The sequence below is a fragment of the Neobacillus niacini genome (assembly GCF_031457145.1).
Classification (GTDB): domain Bacteria; phylum Bacillota; class Bacilli; order Bacillales; family Cytobacillaceae; genus Neobacillus; species Neobacillus niacini_J.
Map to the genome: position 1 here is coordinate 108,393 of NZ_JAVDVZ010000005.1, position 16,740 is coordinate 125,132.

General features: G+C 37.8%; 20 protein-coding genes and 1 other RNA gene. 14 read left to right on the plus strand and 7 right to left on the minus strand.

Going from position 1 to position 16,740, the window contains the following annotated elements; all coding sequences use genetic code 11:
* Positions 1 to 23: 23 nt before the first annotated feature.
* From sppA to J2Y03_RS14100, 9 genes are all read left to right on the plus strand, one after another.
* Positions 24 to 1,034 (plus strand): signal peptide peptidase SppA, encoded by a 1,011-nt coding sequence (gene sppA, locus J2Y03_RS14060; protein ID WP_310195134.1) that lies wholly within the window; start codon positions 24 to 26, stop codon positions 1,032 to 1,034.
* Between the two features lie 12 nt (positions 1,035 to 1,046).
* Entirely contained in the window at positions 1,047 to 1,595 is a 549-nt protein-coding gene (locus J2Y03_RS14065; protein ID WP_310195137.1) for an RDD family protein, read from the plus strand.
* Positions 1,596 to 1,668: 73 nt separating this feature from the next.
* On the plus strand, positions 1,669 to 2,370 hold the full coding sequence (locus tag J2Y03_RS14070) for a DUF2953 domain-containing protein (protein WP_310195139.1): 702 nt from the start codon (positions 1,669 to 1,671) through the stop codon (positions 2,368 to 2,370).
* A gap of 17 nt (positions 2,371 to 2,387) precedes the next feature.
* Positions 2,388 to 2,897, plus strand: coding sequence for a GerW family sporulation protein (gene ytfJ, locus J2Y03_RS14075; protein WP_310195140.1), 510 nt, complete (start codon positions 2,388 to 2,390; stop codon positions 2,895 to 2,897).
* Positions 2,898 to 3,069: 172 nt separating this feature from the next.
* The gene (tpx, locus tag J2Y03_RS14080) at positions 3,070 to 3,570 is read left to right on the plus strand and encodes a thiol peroxidase (RefSeq protein WP_310195141.1); all 501 of its coding nucleotides are present in this window, start codon (positions 3,070 to 3,072) and stop codon (positions 3,568 to 3,570) included.
* A 68-nt stretch (positions 3,571 to 3,638) separates the two neighbouring features.
* Entirely contained in the window at positions 3,639 to 4,622 is a 984-nt protein-coding gene (locus J2Y03_RS14085; protein ID WP_310195144.1) for a class I SAM-dependent methyltransferase, read from the plus strand.
* Between the two features lie 425 nt (positions 4,623 to 5,047).
* Complete coding sequence (locus J2Y03_RS14090) at positions 5,048 to 6,235, plus strand: acetate kinase (protein ID WP_310195147.1); 1,188 nt, start codon at positions 5,048 to 5,050, stop codon at positions 6,233 to 6,235.
* Positions 6,236 to 6,346: 111 nt separating this feature from the next.
* Complete coding sequence (locus tag J2Y03_RS14095; protein WP_310195150.1) at positions 6,347 to 7,183, plus strand: EcsC family protein; 837 nt, start codon at positions 6,347 to 6,349, stop codon at positions 7,181 to 7,183.
* A gap of 1 nt (position 7,184) precedes the next feature.
* A complete protein-coding gene (locus tag J2Y03_RS14100; protein WP_310195153.1) occupies positions 7,185 to 7,697 on the plus strand; it encodes a MogA/MoaB family molybdenum cofactor biosynthesis protein in 513 nt (170 codons plus the stop codon).
* Between the two features lie 35 nt (positions 7,698 to 7,732).
* Here the strand turns inward: J2Y03_RS14100 and J2Y03_RS14105 are convergent, their stop codons facing one another.
* A complete protein-coding gene (locus J2Y03_RS14105) occupies positions 7,733 to 8,047 on the minus strand; it encodes a hypothetical protein (RefSeq protein WP_132093161.1) in 315 nt (104 codons plus the stop codon).
* 77 nt (positions 8,048 to 8,124) lie between these two features.
* Positions 8,125 to 8,574, minus strand: coding sequence for a universal stress protein (locus J2Y03_RS14110; RefSeq protein WP_310195155.1), 450 nt, complete (start codon positions 8,572 to 8,574; stop codon positions 8,125 to 8,127).
* Between the two features lie 105 nt (positions 8,575 to 8,679).
* Here J2Y03_RS14110 and J2Y03_RS14115 point away from each other — a divergent pair, with 105 nt between their 5' ends.
* Together J2Y03_RS14115 and ald are read left to right on the plus strand one after the other, a co-directional pair.
* Entirely contained in the window at positions 8,680 to 8,841 is a 162-nt protein-coding gene (locus J2Y03_RS14115; RefSeq protein ID WP_310195158.1) for a hypothetical protein, read from the plus strand.
* Positions 8,842 to 9,252: 411 nt separating this feature from the next.
* Complete coding sequence (gene ald / locus J2Y03_RS14120; RefSeq protein WP_310195160.1) at positions 9,253 to 10,371, plus strand: alanine dehydrogenase; 1,119 nt, start codon at positions 9,253 to 9,255, stop codon at positions 10,369 to 10,371.
* Positions 10,372 to 10,425: 54 nt separating this feature from the next.
* Here ald and ssrS read toward each other — a convergent pair.
* A non-coding RNA gene (gene ssrS / locus J2Y03_RS14125) (6S RNA) lies at positions 10,426 to 10,622 on the minus strand.
* Between the two features lie 54 nt (positions 10,623 to 10,676).
* Complete coding sequence (locus J2Y03_RS14130) at positions 10,677 to 11,774, minus strand: M24 family metallopeptidase (RefSeq protein ID WP_310195163.1); 1,098 nt, start codon at positions 11,772 to 11,774, stop codon at positions 10,677 to 10,679.
* A gap of 165 nt (positions 11,775 to 11,939) precedes the next feature.
* Here J2Y03_RS14130 and J2Y03_RS14135 point away from each other — a divergent pair, with 165 nt between their 5' ends.
* Together J2Y03_RS14135 and J2Y03_RS14145 are read left to right on the plus strand one after the other, a co-directional pair.
* On the plus strand, positions 11,940 to 12,620 hold the full coding sequence (locus J2Y03_RS14135; protein ID WP_132093146.1) for a metal-dependent hydrolase: 681 nt from the start codon (positions 11,940 to 11,942) through the stop codon (positions 12,618 to 12,620).
* A gap of 434 nt (positions 12,621 to 13,054) precedes the next feature.
* Complete coding sequence (locus J2Y03_RS14145; protein WP_310195170.1) at positions 13,055 to 14,374, plus strand: CBS domain-containing protein; 1,320 nt, start codon at positions 13,055 to 13,057, stop codon at positions 14,372 to 14,374.
* Positions 14,375 to 14,415: 41 nt separating this feature from the next.
* Here the strand turns inward: J2Y03_RS14145 and J2Y03_RS14150 are convergent, their stop codons facing one another.
* Positions 14,416 to 14,724 carry a YtpI family protein gene (locus J2Y03_RS14150; protein ID WP_310195173.1) on the minus strand — a complete coding sequence of 103 codons (309 nt, stop codon included), beginning with the start codon at positions 14,722 to 14,724 and terminating at the stop codon, positions 14,416 to 14,418.
* A gap of 94 nt (positions 14,725 to 14,818) precedes the next feature.
* Between J2Y03_RS14150 and J2Y03_RS14155 the strand changes: the two genes are divergently transcribed.
* Positions 14,819 to 15,763 carry a DHH family phosphoesterase gene (locus tag J2Y03_RS14155; RefSeq protein WP_310195176.1) on the plus strand — a complete coding sequence of 315 codons (945 nt, stop codon included), beginning with the start codon at positions 14,819 to 14,821 and terminating at the stop codon, positions 15,761 to 15,763.
* 32 nt (positions 15,764 to 15,795) lie between these two features.
* Here the strand turns inward: J2Y03_RS14155 and ytrI are convergent, their stop codons facing one another.
* Both ytrI and ytrH read right to left on the minus strand, forming a co-directional pair.
* On the minus strand, positions 15,796 to 16,299 hold the full coding sequence (gene ytrI, locus J2Y03_RS14160) for a sporulation membrane protein YtrI (RefSeq protein ID WP_310195179.1): 504 nt from the start codon (positions 16,297 to 16,299) through the stop codon (positions 15,796 to 15,798).
* Positions 16,296 to 16,634, minus strand: a complete 339-nt coding sequence (gene ytrH, locus J2Y03_RS14165; RefSeq protein WP_463675879.1) for a sporulation membrane protein YtrH — start codon at positions 16,632 to 16,634, stop codon at positions 16,296 to 16,298. Before ytrH ends, ytrI begins: the two co-directional genes overlap by 4 nt.
* Positions 16,635 to 16,740 lie beyond the last annotated feature (106 nt).

Sequence of the window (16,740 nt, forward strand, 5' to 3'; positions counted from 1 at the left end):
TTTGGATCGGGGAGGTTTTCAACATGAATGGAAAACGCTGGGCAGCCCTTGGAATTGCTGCAGCATTATTTTTTGTATCAGTCATGGTAAATTTTTTATCAGCATTTGCTTTTAAAGGTGTAGAAACAGATTTAAGTGAGCTTTTTGCGGCAACAGAGCTTCCTTTCACGGAGGAAATAATTCAAGAAGGAAATGAACTGAAAAAAATTGTTGTCCTCGACGTTAATGGTGTCATTCAGGACACAAATGACGCAGAGTCTTTATTTCAGTCTGTTGGATACAATCATCAAGGATTTATGAAACAATTAGATTACATAAAAGAAGATGATACCGTAAAAGGAGTTATTCTTAAGGTAAACTCGCCAGGCGGCGGAGTTGTTGAGAGTGCTGAAATCCATGATAAGCTAGGAGAAATACAAAAGGAAACAAAGAAACCAGTGTATATTTCGATGGGCTCTATGGCTGCTTCTGGGGGCTATTATATATCTGCAGGCGCCAAGAAAATCTTTGCCAGTGAAGAAACGCTAACAGGATCCCTTGGGGTTATCATGCAAGGAGTCAATTATGAAGGATTGGCTGAGAAATATGGTGTGGATTTCGTAACCATCAAAAGCGGTCAATATAAAGACATTATGAGCCCAACTCGACAAATGACAGAAGAAGAACGGCAAATCCTCCAAACAATGATTGATAATTCATATGAGGGTTTTGTAAAGGTAATTTCTGAAGGCAGAAATATGACCACAGAGCAGGTAAAAAAGATTGCTGATGGAAGAATCTACGATGGCAGACAGGCAAAAGAGTTAAACTTAATTGATGACTTTGGATATTTAGAAGATGTAATTGAGAAAATGATAGACCAAGAGAACATAAAGGGTGCAAAGGTGGTCCGCTATACTGACGCAATTGGATTTGGTTCATTGTTTAATTTAAAGGTTCAAAAATTATTCGGTGCGGATAGTGAGATGACTGGGCTTATGGAAATCTTATCAAAACCAAATTCTCCCCGTCTAATGTATTTGTATGCAGAGTAGGGGGGATATCTGATGGAAAATGAAACTCAAAAAACCTTGAATTTACCTGAAGAAAATGTAAGTATACCCACATCTCATGATCATTTGGCACAAAACGATGAGCAATTTCCTAAAACTATAACAACCGATAAATTAGAGAATGTCTCCATTCGTTATGCTGGATTTTGGATGCGGTTTTGGGCCTATCTTCTAGATTTGATTGTGGTAGGAAGTATCGAGCGCTTAATCATCAAACCTATTTTTAGAAGCTTCGAGATTCCTTTAGGAGAATTTAATATGTTTGCACCGATTTCGATAGCTTCCGCAATCATATTTTATTTATATTTCGTGTTAATGACAAAGTACTTTCAGCAAACTCTTGGAAAAATGGTATTTGGGATTAAAGTAATTGATTTAAAAAGTGAGAATATATCATGGGGAACCATTCTTTTTCGTGAATGGATTGGACGGTTTATCTCTGCAACAGTTGTTGTAGGATATATCATTGTCGCTTTTCTCCCAAAAAAGCAAGGACTCCACGATTTATTTACCGACACCACGGTCATCCATGTAGAACGATAATTTTAGGCCCGCTAACTACACGTTAGCGGGTTTATTTTTTCCTATTAAGGTGATACTAATAAGCTGAAAGGGTGTGAAAAAATTGGTTTGGCTGTATATAGCCCTCATCGCTATTATTTTTTTATTTCTACTAATCATTTTTTCAAAATTAACCATTCATCTTAATTATTTTCATCATAATGACAATGATGATCTGAAAGTAGAGTTTAGAATCTGGTTTGGTCTTATTAAATACAAAATAAATATTCCCCTAGTAAAAATTGATGATAATTCACCAAGTGTTGTCGTAAAGGGGAATTCAGGAATGGGGAATCCAAGTGAAAATGACTCCCCAACAAAAGTAGACCAAATTAAGAAAGATGATATTATGACTTATTTGAGAAACACAAAAGAAATCCTCCAGCATGTTATTAATATGAATGTCATCTTAAGGAAATTCATAAAAAGAATAGTAATCAAGCACTTTGAATGGCATTCATTAGTTGGGCTAGGGGATGCCGCCCATACCGGCATTTTAACGGGAGCACTCTGGACGATTAAAGGTAGCTTTATTGGTATGCTCAGCCACTTTTTAAGGCTGAAGAAAATGCCAGTATTATCGGTTACACCCCATTTTCAATTGGCGATCATCCAAACTCGAATCACATGTATTTTTCAGTTTCGTATCGGGTATGCTATTTTAGCAGGATTAAAACTAATTAAATTCTGGAAGGGCGGACGCCCGAATCTCAAAATGAATACTGCCAATTCGAAGGAAAAAACTAATACGGTTTAAAAGAGGAGGAAACAGCCATGTCTGAACATCCAATTCAAGGTTTAATGACAACTGCAATGGAAAGTTTAAAAGAAATGATTGACGTTAATACGATTATTGGTGATCCTGTTGAAACTCCTGACGGCAGCGTCATTCTTACTGTTTCAAAAGTAGGTTTTGGCTTTGCAGCAGGTGGAAGTGAGTTTAAACTTGATGGGTCACAATCGAAAGGTCAAGACCAGGGTCAAGGTCAAGGGCAAGGGCAAGGGCAAGGCAAATCAATCCTTCCATTCGGTGGAGGAAGCGGTGGAGGTGTCTCAATTACTCCAATTGCTTTCTTAATCGTGAATTCTCATGGAGTAAAAATGCTTCATTTAGATGAGAGCACCCATCTTTATGAGAAGATTTTAGAAATGGCACCACAAGCAGTAGATAAAATTCAGCAAATGTTTTCGAAAAAGAATGAGCAGCAAGGCGGCTCGGGGCAACAACAAGGGTCGCAGCAGTCCAAACAAAACGAATCTCCTAAGCAAGAATTTGATATATAAGTGTAAAAGGTTAATCTTCCAAATAAAAAAGGGAGATTAACTTTTTTCGTGAAAACTAGGAGTGTAAATGATTGCAAAAAAAATTCTGAAAAGATATATTTACACTGTACATAATTGTGATGAAAGCGTAATTTATTTCGCTTTTGTACGTACGAAAAAGGAGGATGTATAAATGGCAAACGTAACTTTTAAGGGGAACTCAGTAACATTGCTAGGAAACGAAGTAAAGGTGGGAGACAAAGCTCCTAATTTCAGCGTATTGGCTAATGATTTATCACCTGTAACGTTAGAAAATACAAAAGGACAGGTTCGTTTACTTAGTGCCGTTCCTTCTTTGGATACTGGCGTGTGTGATGCGGAAACTCGCCGTTTTAATGAAGAGGCGAATAGCTTAGGGGATGTTAAAATCTTAACTGTCAGCGTTGACTTACCATTTGCGCAAAAACGCTGGTGTGGAGCTGCAGGAATTGAAAAAGTTCAAACATTATCAGACCACCGTGATCTTTCTTTTGGTGAAGCATACGGTGTTGCAATTCAAGAACTACGTTTATTGACTCGTGCCGTATTTGTTGTCGATTCTAGTGATACTGTTACTTATGTGGAATATGTTAGTGAGGCAACAAATCATCCGAACTATGAAGCAGCACTTGAAGCAGCTAGAAATGCAAAGTAATTTTTAATGACGATTAAGGCCTCGTCACACAGATGAGGTCTTTTTCTTTGTTTAGGAGGTATAATAGTATGAAAATTGCTCCAGTAGAACAGCTTTTCACAATATTCAATGAAACAGCACTTGTTTTACAGGAAGAACTATCTTGTACATATTTAGAGGCCTTAGCTGAAACAGGTGAAAATCTATTTCACGACTCCATTCTTCAGGATGAAGTGAGTGAACTTACTGAGAAAAGACTTAAAAAACAATACTCAGAAGTTAATTTAGGTAGTTTTACAAAAGAAGAAATCCGAAAAGCCTATCAGCTCGTAATCTTAAAGGGTATGAAAGAAAGTGTTCAGCCTAACCATCAAATGACGCCTGATAGTGTCGGAATGTTGATCAGCTATTTAGTGGATAAATTTATCCAGCAGCCTTCCTTCCGCTTGCTAGACCCTGCAATAGGAACAGGAAATTTAGTAACAGCTGTATTAAATCAATTGCAAAAAAATGTCCAATCGATTGGTATTGATATTGATGACATATTAATTAAACTTGCCTATGTGAATGCAAATTTACAAGAGCATCCGATAGAGTTTTTTAATCAAGATAGTCTTGAGCCATTATTTATTGATCCAGTCGATGCAGTAATCGCGGATTTGCCAGTCGGATTTTATCCCAATGATGTTCGTGCAGCAGATTACCAATTAAAAGCAATTGAAGGGCACTCTTATGCTCATCATTTATTTATAGAGCAAAGTGTCCGTCACACGAAGCAGGGTGGATATTTATTTTTTATCATACCAAATGGTCTTTTTGAAAGTGACCAAGCAGGTCAGCTTCGTGAATTCTTTAAAGAAGAAGTTATTATTCAAGGAGTCCTTCAACTGCCAATCAGTATGTTCAAGAATAAAAATGCTGCCAAAAGTATTTTAGTTCTGCAAAAAAAGGGTGAAGCTGTCGCAGCACCAAAACAGGCTTTACTTGTGAATTTACCGAATTTATCTAATGCTGTTGAGATGGACAGTATTTTGAAGAAAATTGAAAAGTGGTTCCAATATAATAAGCGGTAAAACCGGTACAACAATCGGTTTTATCGCTTTTTTATTGTTAGGAACAATTAGAATACTATGAATAGATTTACATTTAAGAGGTAACCGTTTACATCCAAAATACTCCTTGAATTGTAATATATACAGTGATAATAATTAGTGTGGAGAGCAATATTCGATGTCGGTTTGCGCAAAATAACCATGTACGGAAAATGGACCTTCATGAACCGATGTTGTTTTATTTAGGCTGTTTTCATAATGTTGTGGTTAAAATCCTAAAGCCGATATTAACGTGGAAATAGTTATTTTGAGCTTTAGAATTTAGTGTAGGCTCTTTTCTTATTAATTTTTTTATTTTCTGCAGTAACTAGCATAAAAATAAATTTTATTTCAAAAATCAACAAAGTTTAAGAAAAGAGCCTTTATAAAAGGAGCGGTTAAACGAAATGTCTAAAATTATAGCAATTAATGCCGGTAGTTCTTCACTGAAGTTTCAATTATTTGAAATGCCAAGAGAAGATGTAATCACAAAAGGAGTTATTGAAAGAATAGGTTTAAATGATTCCGTTTTTACCATTTCAGTGAATGGTGAAAAAGTTACGGAAACTTCCGATATTCCTGATCATGAAGTAGCGGTTAAAATGCTGTTAGATAAATTAACTACGTTAGGTATTATTCAATCTCTTGATGAAATTGAAGGAATTGGTCACCGTGTTGTTCATGGTGGAGAAGCCTTTAATGACTCTGTTCTCATTACAGATGAGGTGCTTACTAAAATTGTTGAACTTTCCGAATTAGCACCACTTCATAATCCGGCAAATATTACTGGAATAAAGGCCTTCAAAGGTGTTCTTCCCAACGTTCCTGCGGTAGCGGTATTTGATACAGCCTTTCATCAAACTATGCCTGAAAGTTCATACCTTTACAGCCTTCCATATGAATACTATGAAAAATATGGAATTCGTAAATATGGCTTCCATGGTACGAGCCATAAATATGTTTCACAGCGCGCAGCTGAACTTTTGGGTCGTCCGGTTGAACAACTTCGCCTCCTTTCTTGTCATTTAGGTAATGGAGCAAGTATTGCGGCGATTGAGGGCGGAAAATCAATTGATACATCAATGGGCTTTACACCTCTTGCTGGAGTAGCAATGGGAACCCGTTCAGGGAATATTGACCCTGCATTAATTCCATATATTATGGAAAAAACCAATAAAACAGCTGAAGAAGTGCTCGATGTATTAAACAAAGAGAGTGGGATGTTAGGTGTTTCTGGTTTCTCCAGTGACTTAAGAGACCTCGAAATTGAAGCCCGAAAAGGAAATGACCGCGCTCAGCTTGCATTAGACGTCTTTGCTAATCGTATTCACAAATATATTGGCTCTTACGCTTCACGTATGTATGGTGTCGATGCCATTATTTTTACTGCTGGTATTGGTGAAAATAGCGATGTAGTACGTGAAAAGGTCTTAAAGGGATTAGAATTTATGGGTGTTTATTGGGATCCTGCTTTAAATAAAATTAGAGGTGAGGAAAGGTTTATTAACTATCCGCACTCACCAGTAAAAGTTATCGTTATACCGACAAATGAAGAAGTAATGATTGCACGTGATGTTATCCGTTTAGCAAAATAAACCGTGAAAAAGGCAGATTGTCCATATAAGGACATTTGCCTTTTTTCATTTTTTAAGATATTCCTTTATGATATACTGGAAAGAAATAGTGGAAGTGAGGCGGGATTGCCTATGCCATTAACTGATAGGGAAACAAAGGTATTGAATGATATTAGGGAATGGGAAAAGCAGTTATTAAGTTACGAGGTAAATGATTTACAGCTTACATATGAAAAATATTTAGAACGTTCTTTCTCCTTATTACCTGAAAAAGTTCAAAGCCAGTTTTTTTTAGTCATTGATAGCTGGTTGTTCCATTTACACGGGATGATTCAAAGCTCTCAGATTCAAATGGACGCAAAAGAAAGAATCCTTTCTTCAGGCCGGGTATTTAATAAGGACTTACATATAATTGAGGATTTACGAAAATTAGATATTGATCAGTTACAGTACATAGCCATGCAGCAAATGGCACGACATCGACTTTATTCATTTGCCCAGGGTGGTTTAGCTGGAACGGGAGGACCGCTTCTTTTAGGTACAGATATACCAGCAATGGCCGTCATTAATTTACGGGCGGTTCAATTAATTGCCATGACATATGGTTTTGAGGTTAATACTCCTTACGAGATGATGAGTTCTTTAAGGGTCTTTCATACAGCGACATTACCGCCGCGTTTACAAAAAGAAGGCTGGTCTATCTTGATGAATGAATTGGACTCAAGCGGTGACCGTTATTTTTATGAAGGAAATGAAGAAATTACAGATGTGACCTGGTTAGAGCAGCCAATTCAACAATTACTTAAGGCAATGGTCATTACCTTGTTCCGCAAAAGGCTCATACAAGGGCTTCCGGTCGTCAGTATGGCTATTGGGGCAGGGACAAATTATCAATTAACAAGAAAAGTTACCGAATTCGCCCATAACTATTACCAGCTGCGATATCTTAATGAGAAAGAGGAAATTTAAGATGAGTACTACGGAACATAAGCAAGAAGCTCCAAGGATTGTATATTGTAAAGTGATTACCGTGAGTGATACAAGAAATAAAGATACAGATAAAAGTGGCAAGCTAATGATGGAATTACTAGAACAAGCCGGGCATGCCATTGTTGATTATGTCATTGTAAAGGATGAAGCTGGACCTATCAAAGAAGCAATCTTAAAAGGCTGTGAGCGTGAAGATATTGATGTCATCCTGACAAATGGCGGTACTGGAATTGCAAAGCGCGATGTAACCATTGAAACGGTACAAGGTTTGCTAAATAAAGAAATCGTTGGTTTTGGAGAGTTATTTAGGATGTTGAGCTATCAAGAGGATATCGGCTCTGCCGCCATTCTTTCACGTGCAATTGCAGGGGTAGTAAAGAATAAAGGTATTTTTGCCACTCCAGGCTCTACAGGTGCAGTTAAACTAGCCATGAATAAATTAATCCTGCCAGAAATCGGTCATGTAGTGAGGGAAATTAAAAAGGATCTTTAAAGAAAAGAAGAGCTCCCACTATCAGGGAGCTCTTCTTATTGGTGCATTTTTTCTGAAACTGTTTGGTTTGCTCTATACCACAGCCATAAATCATTAATGATGGACGCAAGCTCAGCAATATCACTGTTTAATTTACATGAAGTTTTAAAGTTACTTTCATCAGAAAGTTGTGCTTGCTTTTGATTTATCATTTTTTCAAGATCAGCAATTCGATCGGGAATGGAACCTCTAATTTGTTCCCAATGAAATAGGATAGCATGCTGGGTTTCATCACTATATCGTGCCCATTCCGTTTCTAGGTTGGGAATCGAAATGCCAAGCCGTTGATCAAAGGAAAAATGTTCTTTCAATGTGATAGCCTCCAAGACGAGTTATATTCCTATTTTACAACACATCAAGCAAGCATTCACGTTTAATTTATTGTAGGTCAGGGGCTTTTTTGTGAACGGACAATGAGGACATCACATGGGGCGTAACGAGTTATGTGTTCAGAGACACTGCCAATTAAGAACCTCTCAACGGCATTCATTCCAGTAGCACCGCAAATAATTAAATCAATAGGATGTATTTTAGCCATTTCTTTCGGAATTTTCACTTTAGGCGAGCCGTATTCAATTTCATATTGAACGTGTGCAACTCCCGCATCTAATGCTTGGCTTTGGTATTTTTCAAGCATATCGATGGCAAGCTTATTTGCTCGGTCAGCAATATCTGGGTCATAGGAATCAATTAACATAAACGACCTTGTGTCGATAACATGTGCCAATAACAATTTAGCGTTATTTCTTTTAGCAATTTCAATCGACTTTTCTAAAGCCCACTCTGATTCTTTTGAACCGTCTAGTGCAACTAAAATATGGTCATATTGAACACCCATAGGTAATCCCTCCTTACTTAAATTATACATTATTTTCTAGGAGTAAGATGTTTCAATTTTTCGAAAAATAATTGGGTAATAATCCATCGAAGGGAGATTGAAACAATGTTTAAACATGATCCTACTAATAAGTCCTTTACATTTGAATTTGATGAGAAAGGGACAAATGAGGTAAGTGAACAAATCATGGATTCCTATAATAGCGGCTTTATTGGCCAGGATTTTGGAGTAACTAATGAGGATGCAGGACAAAGTACAGCGGAATAGCTATAAAATAGGGCTCGCCAACAGGCGAGTTTTCCTATGTATATATCTATTAAATTTCTTTTTGCGGGGCATTTACCCAAGAATCTCATTTAAGCCTGCATATTCTTTTAATGTGTAAGGAATAAAAATGCAAGAAATGCCTAAATACATGGGATCAATCGATCCAAACGATCAAAGGTTTGGTTTTGGATTCGGATTACCATTCTTAGGGGGATTATTGCTAGGAGCAGCATTAAGTCCAGGGCCTTACTATTACCCATACCCATACCCATATTATGGGTACCCGTACTACCCTTATTATTATTACATCTAAAAATTATCGGCTTCATCGCTTACCGCGTGAAGCCTTTTTTATATAAATATGGTAAAATGAAAGTGCTTTCACAATCTTTGTTAATTGGAGGTTAGTACATGCGGGTCGGCGTTCCTAAAGAAATAAAAAATAATGAAAACCGTGTTGCGATGACACCAGCAGGGGTTTTCAATATATTGAAATTTGGACATGAAGTTTATATTGAAAAAGGGGCAGGACAAGGTTCTGGATTCACAGATGAAGACTATGTTTCTGCAGGTGCAAAAATAGTAGAAACAGCATCTGAAGCGTGGTCAATGGAAATGGTGATGAAGGTTAAAGAGCCGCTCCCAAGTGAATACCAATATTTCCGCGAAGGTTTAATTCTATTTACATACTTACATTTAGCTCCTGAACCAGAATTAACGAAAGCCTTAATTGATAAAAAGGTAGTTGGTATTGCCTATGAAACGGTGCAACTTCCAAATAAATCACTGCCATTATTAACACCAATGAGTGAGGTGGCTGGAAGGATGGCTGCTCAAATTGGTGCGCAATTTCTTGAAAAAGTTCATGGTGGGAAAGGAATTCTCCTTTCAGGTGTTCCTGGAGTCCAAAGAGGAACGGTTACCATCATCGGTGGTGGTGTGGCAGGAACCAATGCTGCAAAAATGGCGATTGGACTGGGGGCAAAGGTAACAATTATCGACTTAAATCCAGACCGTCTTCGTCAATTGGATGATATTTTTGGATCAGATGTTACGACCCTTATCTCTAATCCATACAACATTGCAGAAGCAGTAAAAGAATCAGACGTGGTAATAGGTGCTGTACTTATACCAGGTGCAAAAGCACCTAGGTTGGTGACTGAAGAAATGATTAAAACAATGAATCCAGGAAGTGTAGTTGTTGACATAGCCATTGACCAAGGCGGTATTTTTGAAACAACTGACCGTATTACAACACATGATAAACCAACCTATATTAAACATGGAGTTGTTCATTATGCTGTTGCCAATATGCCTGGTGCAGTACCGAGAACTTCCACCATGGCCTTAACAAACGTAACCGTACCATATGCAATCCAAATTGCAAATAAAGGTTATAGGCAAGCATGCCTAGAAAACGAAGCTTTATTAAAAGGTATTAATACGCTTGGCGGGTTTGTAACCTATGTAGCAGTGGCAGAGGCACTCGGGCTGCAATATTCTGATACCAAAACATTACTTAATCAATAATAAAAAAATAAAGCCAGCTTCCATTAGGGAGCTGGCTTTTGAATGATTTAAAATGATAGAGCCGCATTTGCCGTACCTCATATAAGAAAGTTTTAAACCACCACTCCTCAAAGTGGGTGTTCGCAAAAGCATTCCTGCTTGTCCTCCATGTCGTATAGACAGAGGCGTGTCATTACCGCTTCGATAGTAAAACTCCCTTTTACAGCTTAAAGGTTAAAACTTTATTATCATTACGAGCAACGCAGCTTGTATTAGTATAATACTTCAATTCCTCCAAATGTTCAATGGTAAAAAAAACTAAATATCTACTTAATGATTTGTAACTCTTTAGGAAATTTGGTTAATACTTTTGCTCCCTCAGCAGTAATGAACACATCATCTTCAATCCGCACTCCTGCAACATCTGGTACGTAAATCCCTGGTTCAATGGTATACACCATTCCTTCTTCAATCACCAATTGGTTAGTTTCTGTCATGGAAGGATACTCATGAACACTAATCCCTAATCCATGCCCGAGGCGGTGCGGGAAGTATTCCCCGTAGCCTGCATCTGAAATGATTCTTCGAGCTGTTAAGTCAACCTCAGCAGCAGTTGCACCAGGTCTACTTGCCTCTATAGCAGCTAATTGTCCCTTTAAGACGGTATCATAGATTTCTTTTTGCTTATCATTTATATCACCATAAGCAACAGTTCTTGTAATGTCAGAGCAATAGCGGTCAACGACTACTCCTAAATCAAATAAGACCAAATCCCCTTTTTGAATTTTTGTAGCTCCTGGATTACCATGTGGGGACGCTGCATTTGCACCGGTCAGAACCATTGTTGAAAATGACATTTCCGTTACGCCTTTTTTCTTTAGGGCATATTCAACGGCATTTAGAACATCTAATTCGGTGCGCCCTTCTTTTATTTCGCTGCAGCCAACTTCGATGGCATAATCCGCCAAAGCACATGCTTCTTCAATCACTTTTAATTCCTTCGCATCCTTAATCATCCGCAGTTTTCTCATTTTTTCCTCAGCAGAAGCAAAAGCAGCACTCGGAAATAACGCAGTCAGCTGCTCATAGCGTTCAACATTCATATGCTCCTTTTCAATTGCGACGTACCGTACACCAATATTTCTTTTTTTGATTGAAGTATGTACTAATTCCCATGGGTTTTCTATATCACTATACCCGATGATTTCATGGTTCCATCCAGATTTTTTAACATCATGCACTTCCATTCCTGGACATACAAGGAAAGGTTCTTCCTCCTGGAACACAGCTAACCCTAATAGGCGCTCGTGTGGATTTGAGAAGAATCCGCTTAAATAAAATACATTCTCAGAAGAACTGATAAAGCTTACATCAATCCCATTTTCCTTCATCCATGCTTGAAGTTTAGTTAATCGTTGATTCATTTATATTACCTCCTAAATAAACATTCCTACATGAGCGTATCAATTATAAAACCATGTGTAAACATAGCATGTGCTAAAACAAACAACTAATGGGCATAAATGAGGAAGGAATTTAGAAAATTTTATGGAAGTAAATACTATAAACTTTAAGGAGGAGATGGATAAATGAAAGTATCTTATCATGGACATTCGGTTGTTCAAATTCAAGTCAATGGCAAAAGGATCATCATTGATCCTTTTATAAGGGGTAACCAATTAACCGATTTAAGAGTGGAAGATGTAAATCCAGATGTAATTCTCTTAACTCACGGTCACAATGACCATGTCGGTGATACAGTCGAATTAGCAAAAAAAAACAATGCTCTCGTTATTGCTAATCATGAGATTTCTACCTTCTTAGGATGGCAAGGAGTAAATACTCATGGTATGCATATTGGTGGCGCACATCAATTTGATTTTGGAAAAGTAAAATTAACACAGGCTTTCCATGGATCAAGCTATGAGACAGAAAATCAGGAACTTGTATATTGTGGCATGCCTGCTGGTATTCTTTTTATGGCTGAGGGAAAAACCATCTATCATGCAGGTGACACAGGATTATTTTCAGATATGAAGCTCATTGGGGAAAGACATCCGATTGATTTAGCGTTCTTGCCAATTGGTGATAACTTTACAATGGGACCTGAGGACGCTGCATATGCAGCTAAATTACTGGGGGCAAAAACAATCGTCCCAATCCATTACAATACGTTCCCGCCAATTAAGCAGGACCCTAATCAATTTATTGATATGCTTGAGAATAAGAATGGAAAAGTGCTTGGTGCTGGAGAATTTATCGAATTATAATACTTTTTTCGCCCTTCCTTGCATAAAGTGAAACAAGCAGTATTTGGAAGGGAGATTAAGAGTTGAAAAAGAACCGATATTTACTATGCTTGTTGCTCTGCGGGTTCATGCTATATTTAGCTGTTCCTAGGCTATCAGTAGGTACAGAAGGTCTCGAAGGAATTTTTGCTATATCCTGGCTTGCGTTTGCATTAATTGTTATCGCAGGAAATCTCACTGGACTGTTGTATAGTCCAAAAAAGGCAGTTAAAGGTCGACAACAGCCACGCATAAACAAAAAATCACGTTCTTATTAATGATTAATCAACTAGGAGAGGGAGCCTGAAGTTCAGGCTCCCTTCGAATTTTTATAAAAGAATTTATGAAATTAATTAAATTAATGGTAAAATTATATAATGATTATTATTATTGGGTAATAGAAATGGGTGAAGGACTTGGCTACAAAGCATGAACAGATTCTACAGTATATTGATGAGCTGCCTGTTGGGGAAAAAATATCTGTACGTCAAATCGCCAAGGCGCTGAATGTAAGTGAAGGGACAGCTTATAGAGCTATCAAGGAAGCTGAAAATAAAGGTTATGTCAGTACGATTGAGCGTGTTGGAACGATAAGAATTGAACGAAAGAAAAAAGAGAATATTGAAAAGCTCACCTATGCTGAGGTCGTTAATATTGTGGAGGGTCAGGTTTTAGGCGGTAAGACTGGCTTGCATAAAACACTTAATAAGTTTGTTATCGGTGCAATGAAACTTGAGGCGATGATGCGTTATACGGGTCCAGATAACCTATTAATTGTCGGGAACCGTACACAGGCACAGGAGCTTGCATTGAAAGCAGGGGCAGCTGTCTTAATTACAGGTGGCTTTGATACCGATGACGCTATTAAGAAATTAGCAGACAGCCTTGAGATGCCGATTATTTCGACCAGTTATGATACTTTTACCGTGGCAACGATGATAAACCGCGCCATCTATGATCAGTTAATCAAAAAAGAAATCATTCTAGTTGAAGACATTCTAACCCCGCTATCAGAAACATTTTATTTGAAGACCTCAGATAAGGTTTCGAAATGGCATGACTTGAATCATGAAACCACTCACAGCCGTTATCCTGTTGTCGATCAGAACATGAAGATACAAGGAATGGTAACAGCTAAGGATATCATGGGGCAGGAAGCTGATATCATCATTGATCGTATTATGACGAAACTGCCGATGACGGTCTCGGGAAAGACAAGTGTGGCCTCTACAGCACATATGATGGTATGGGAAGGAATTGAAGTTCTTCCTGTTGTGGATGAAGCAAACCGTCTTGAAGGCATTATTAGCAGGCAGGATGTATTAAAAGCATTGCAAATGAACCAACGTCAGCCCCAAGTAGGGGAAACGCTTGATGACATTGTTACTAATCAAATGGTATTAATGCGCGGAAGAGCAAAAGGGGAGGAAGTCTATACCTGTGAAGTTACCCCGCAAATGACAAACCATCTAGGGACAATCTCATATGGAGTATTTACCACAATTGTTTCCGAAGCAGCGAACAGAATATTAAGAAGCTATAAAAAAGGAGATTTAGTCGTCGAGAACATGACGATTTACTTTTTAAAACCAGTTCAGATGGAGAGTGTATTAGAAATCTATCCAAAAGTGCTCGATGTAGGTCGTAAGTTCGGAAAGGTTGACGTCGAAGTCTTTAATGATGGAATTTTAGTCGGTAAAGCAATGATGATGTGCCAGCTATTAGACAGGAATTAAAAAATAGAAAAAAGCCGCTACAAAATGAGCGGCTCTCCTTATTATTTTGCCTCAAGGCTCTGAACTTCCTCAATGGCGAATGGAAGATAGTGTTTATACTTTTTGAAACCAACCCAAGTAAATACACCGCCATACACAATAAAGATTATAGATACAATAAATGTAACAGTCGTTTCTGATATAAAGAATAAATGATTAATACCAAATAAGCAGACAAACAAGCCAAGTGCGATATTGGATTTTGCACCCAGCCATTTCTTTTCAACCGGTCGGCTGCTCCTAAAGTATTTTGTTTTATAGAATAAATAAAAAGCAAATAGAATAACAATAAAAAACGCTAGAATCAACATTAAATTTCCTCCAACCCTAAAATTCTCATGTTCATTGTACATATTATTTTACCAAAATACTAGGCATGCTTCAAAAACTATAGAGGTGATAACCATGAATGAAAAAATTCTCGAAATGATTGAACAATATGAAACAATAATCGTTCACCGCCATGTCCGTCCTGACCCGGACGCTTATGGTTCCCAATGTGGATTGGTTGAAATACTAAAAGCATCTTACCCTAATAAAAATGTGTTTGCGGTTGGAAAGGAAGAAAAGTCACTCCATTTCATGCGCCGTCTAGACACCATTGAGGATGAGGTTTATAAAGGGGCCTTAGTCATTGTATGTGACACCGCTAATGAGGAGAGAATTTGTGACAAACGATATTCATTAGGGGATAAGCTAATAAAAATAGACCATCACCCTAATGAGGATCCATACGGAGATTTATTATGGGTAGATACAACGGCAAGTTCGTGCAGTGAGATGATTTATGAATTCTATTTATTTGGTAAGGACCGTGGTTTAAAATTAAATGATGTAGCCGCTAGACTCTTATTTGGTGGTATTGTTGGGGACACAGGGAGATTCCTGTTTCCAAGTACGACAGACAAAACCTTTGCCTATGCAGGGGAGCTCATTCACTATAATTTTTCCCGTACCGAACTCTTTGACCAAATGTACGAGCTTGATGCCAATATTATTAAATTAAACGGCTATGTCTTACAAAATTTTGAAATGCAGACTAACGGTGTAGCTTCAGTTCTTCTTACAAAGAAATTGTTGGAAGAATACGGGGCAGAGCCGCCAGAGGCTTCGTTACTTGTCGGAACATTGGGAAATGTAAAAGGTATTGTAGCCTGGGTCTTTTTTATTGAAGAAGAAGATCAAATCAGGGTACGCCTTCGTTCAAAGGGACCAGTCATTAATGGTGTTGCCAGAAAGTTTAAAGGCGGTGGGCATCCACTTGCATCAGGTGCTTCCATTCATTCATGGGATGAAGTTGATCTTGTATTAAAAGAGCTGAGTGAAGTGTGTGAAAACTATTCTTCATAAAAATGAATCGACCTAATTACGGGTCGATTCTTTTATTCTTCAAAAGATATTTCAAGCTGAATGGATAGTGTGGTGAAGATGACCATTTCCTTAACTTGCAGTTTATATCTTTTGTCATGAATTTTAATGGGTTTATTCTGAATGATTTTTTTGATTAATTCCTTGCTTTTATAGACGGTATCTATATCCTTTGCAATCATCATACTAATGTCATCTTTTACGGAGTCTTCGATTTCTGAAACACTTAATAAGTCTAGCTTGTATTTTTCCCAATTGGTTATTTTAATATTGATTTTTTGAATCGTTAGCTGCTCAATCGTCCGTTTATTTATCTCTTTATATTCTTCCTGCCAGATTTTTTTTTCATTTTTCAGGTCAACTATTTCCTCCTTTTGCTTTTCAATCAATGCGGTGTGGTCCTCCTGCCAAACTCCAAAAATATATAAAAAAATACACCAGCTAATCGCTCCGCCAATGACCATCCCAGCAAAAAAACGCTGCCAAGCAGGTCGTCGATAATAGGGTGGAATTCTCACGATATATACTCCTGTGTTAACCAATTAATAATCAGTGTACCTGTTTGTGCACCGCCTAATGCCGACAGGATAATAAGCAGCTGCTTAAAAATGTCCCTTGTTTCGGCATTAAATAACCCTCTCTCAAAGGTGTAGACAGCATCAAATGTCCCGCCTATTGCAGCGACAATTGCCCAAATTCTTAAGTCTGTAGACAGCCGGTAAACAGCTGTAAGCGGTGGTTGTCCAGTTAGAAAGGCTGCGATTCCGCCAATTAAGGCACCTCCTAAGATCACTCCTAATGCAATAAAATAGCTTTCAATAAAAGTAGGAAAAAAACCAATTTCTTTCATTATTTTAACCGCCCTTATGGAAAATCTTATTTACTATTACATTTATATGGACAAACAACTGCGTTTATGAGGACTAAAAAAAAGGCTGTGTTAATGGATACTGTTGATT

Bases quoted from the DNA above. Each gene is read 5' to 3' on its own strand.
- J2Y03_RS14155 (WP_310195176.1), top strand. From the start codon at position 14,819: ATGAATGAAAAAATTCTCGAAATGATTGAACAATATGAAACAATAATC.
- J2Y03_RS14110 (WP_310195155.1), bottom strand. From the start codon at position 8,574: ATGGGTGTTCAATATGACCATATTTTAGTTGCACTAGACGGTTCAAAA.
- J2Y03_RS14065 (WP_310195137.1), top strand. From the start codon at position 1,047: ATGGAAAATGAAACTCAAAAAACCTTGAATTTACCTGAAGAAAATGTA.
- J2Y03_RS14115 (WP_310195158.1), top strand. From the start codon at position 8,680: ATGTTTAAACATGATCCTACTAATAAGTCCTTTACATTTGAATTTGAT.
- J2Y03_RS14090 (WP_310195147.1), top strand. From the start codon at position 5,048: ATGTCTAAAATTATAGCAATTAATGCCGGTAGTTCTTCACTGAAGTTT.
- J2Y03_RS14085 (WP_310195144.1), top strand. From the start codon at position 3,639: ATGAAAATTGCTCCAGTAGAACAGCTTTTCACAATATTCAATGAAACA.
- J2Y03_RS14150 (WP_310195173.1), bottom strand. From the start codon at position 14,724: ATGTTGATTCTAGCGTTTTTTATTGTTATTCTATTTGCTTTTTATTTA.
- J2Y03_RS14135 (WP_132093146.1), top strand. From the start codon at position 11,940: ATGAAAGTATCTTATCATGGACATTCGGTTGTTCAAATTCAAGTCAAT.
- ytfJ (WP_310195140.1), top strand. From the start codon at position 2,388: ATGTCTGAACATCCAATTCAAGGTTTAATGACAACTGCAATGGAAAGT.
- sppA (WP_310195134.1), top strand. From the start codon at position 24: ATGAATGGAAAACGCTGGGCAGCCCTTGGAATTGCTGCAGCATTATTT.
- tpx (WP_310195141.1), top strand. From the start codon at position 3,070: ATGGCAAACGTAACTTTTAAGGGGAACTCAGTAACATTGCTAGGAAAC.
- J2Y03_RS14095 (WP_310195150.1), top strand. From the start codon at position 6,347: ATGCCATTAACTGATAGGGAAACAAAGGTATTGAATGATATTAGGGAA.
- J2Y03_RS14130 (WP_310195163.1), bottom strand. From the start codon at position 11,774: ATGAATCAACGATTAACTAAACTTCAAGCATGGATGAAGGAAAATGGG.
- ald (WP_310195160.1), top strand. From the start codon at position 9,253: ATGCGGGTCGGCGTTCCTAAAGAAATAAAAAATAATGAAAACCGTGTT.
- J2Y03_RS14100 (WP_310195153.1), top strand. From the start codon at position 7,185: ATGAGTACTACGGAACATAAGCAAGAAGCTCCAAGGATTGTATATTGT.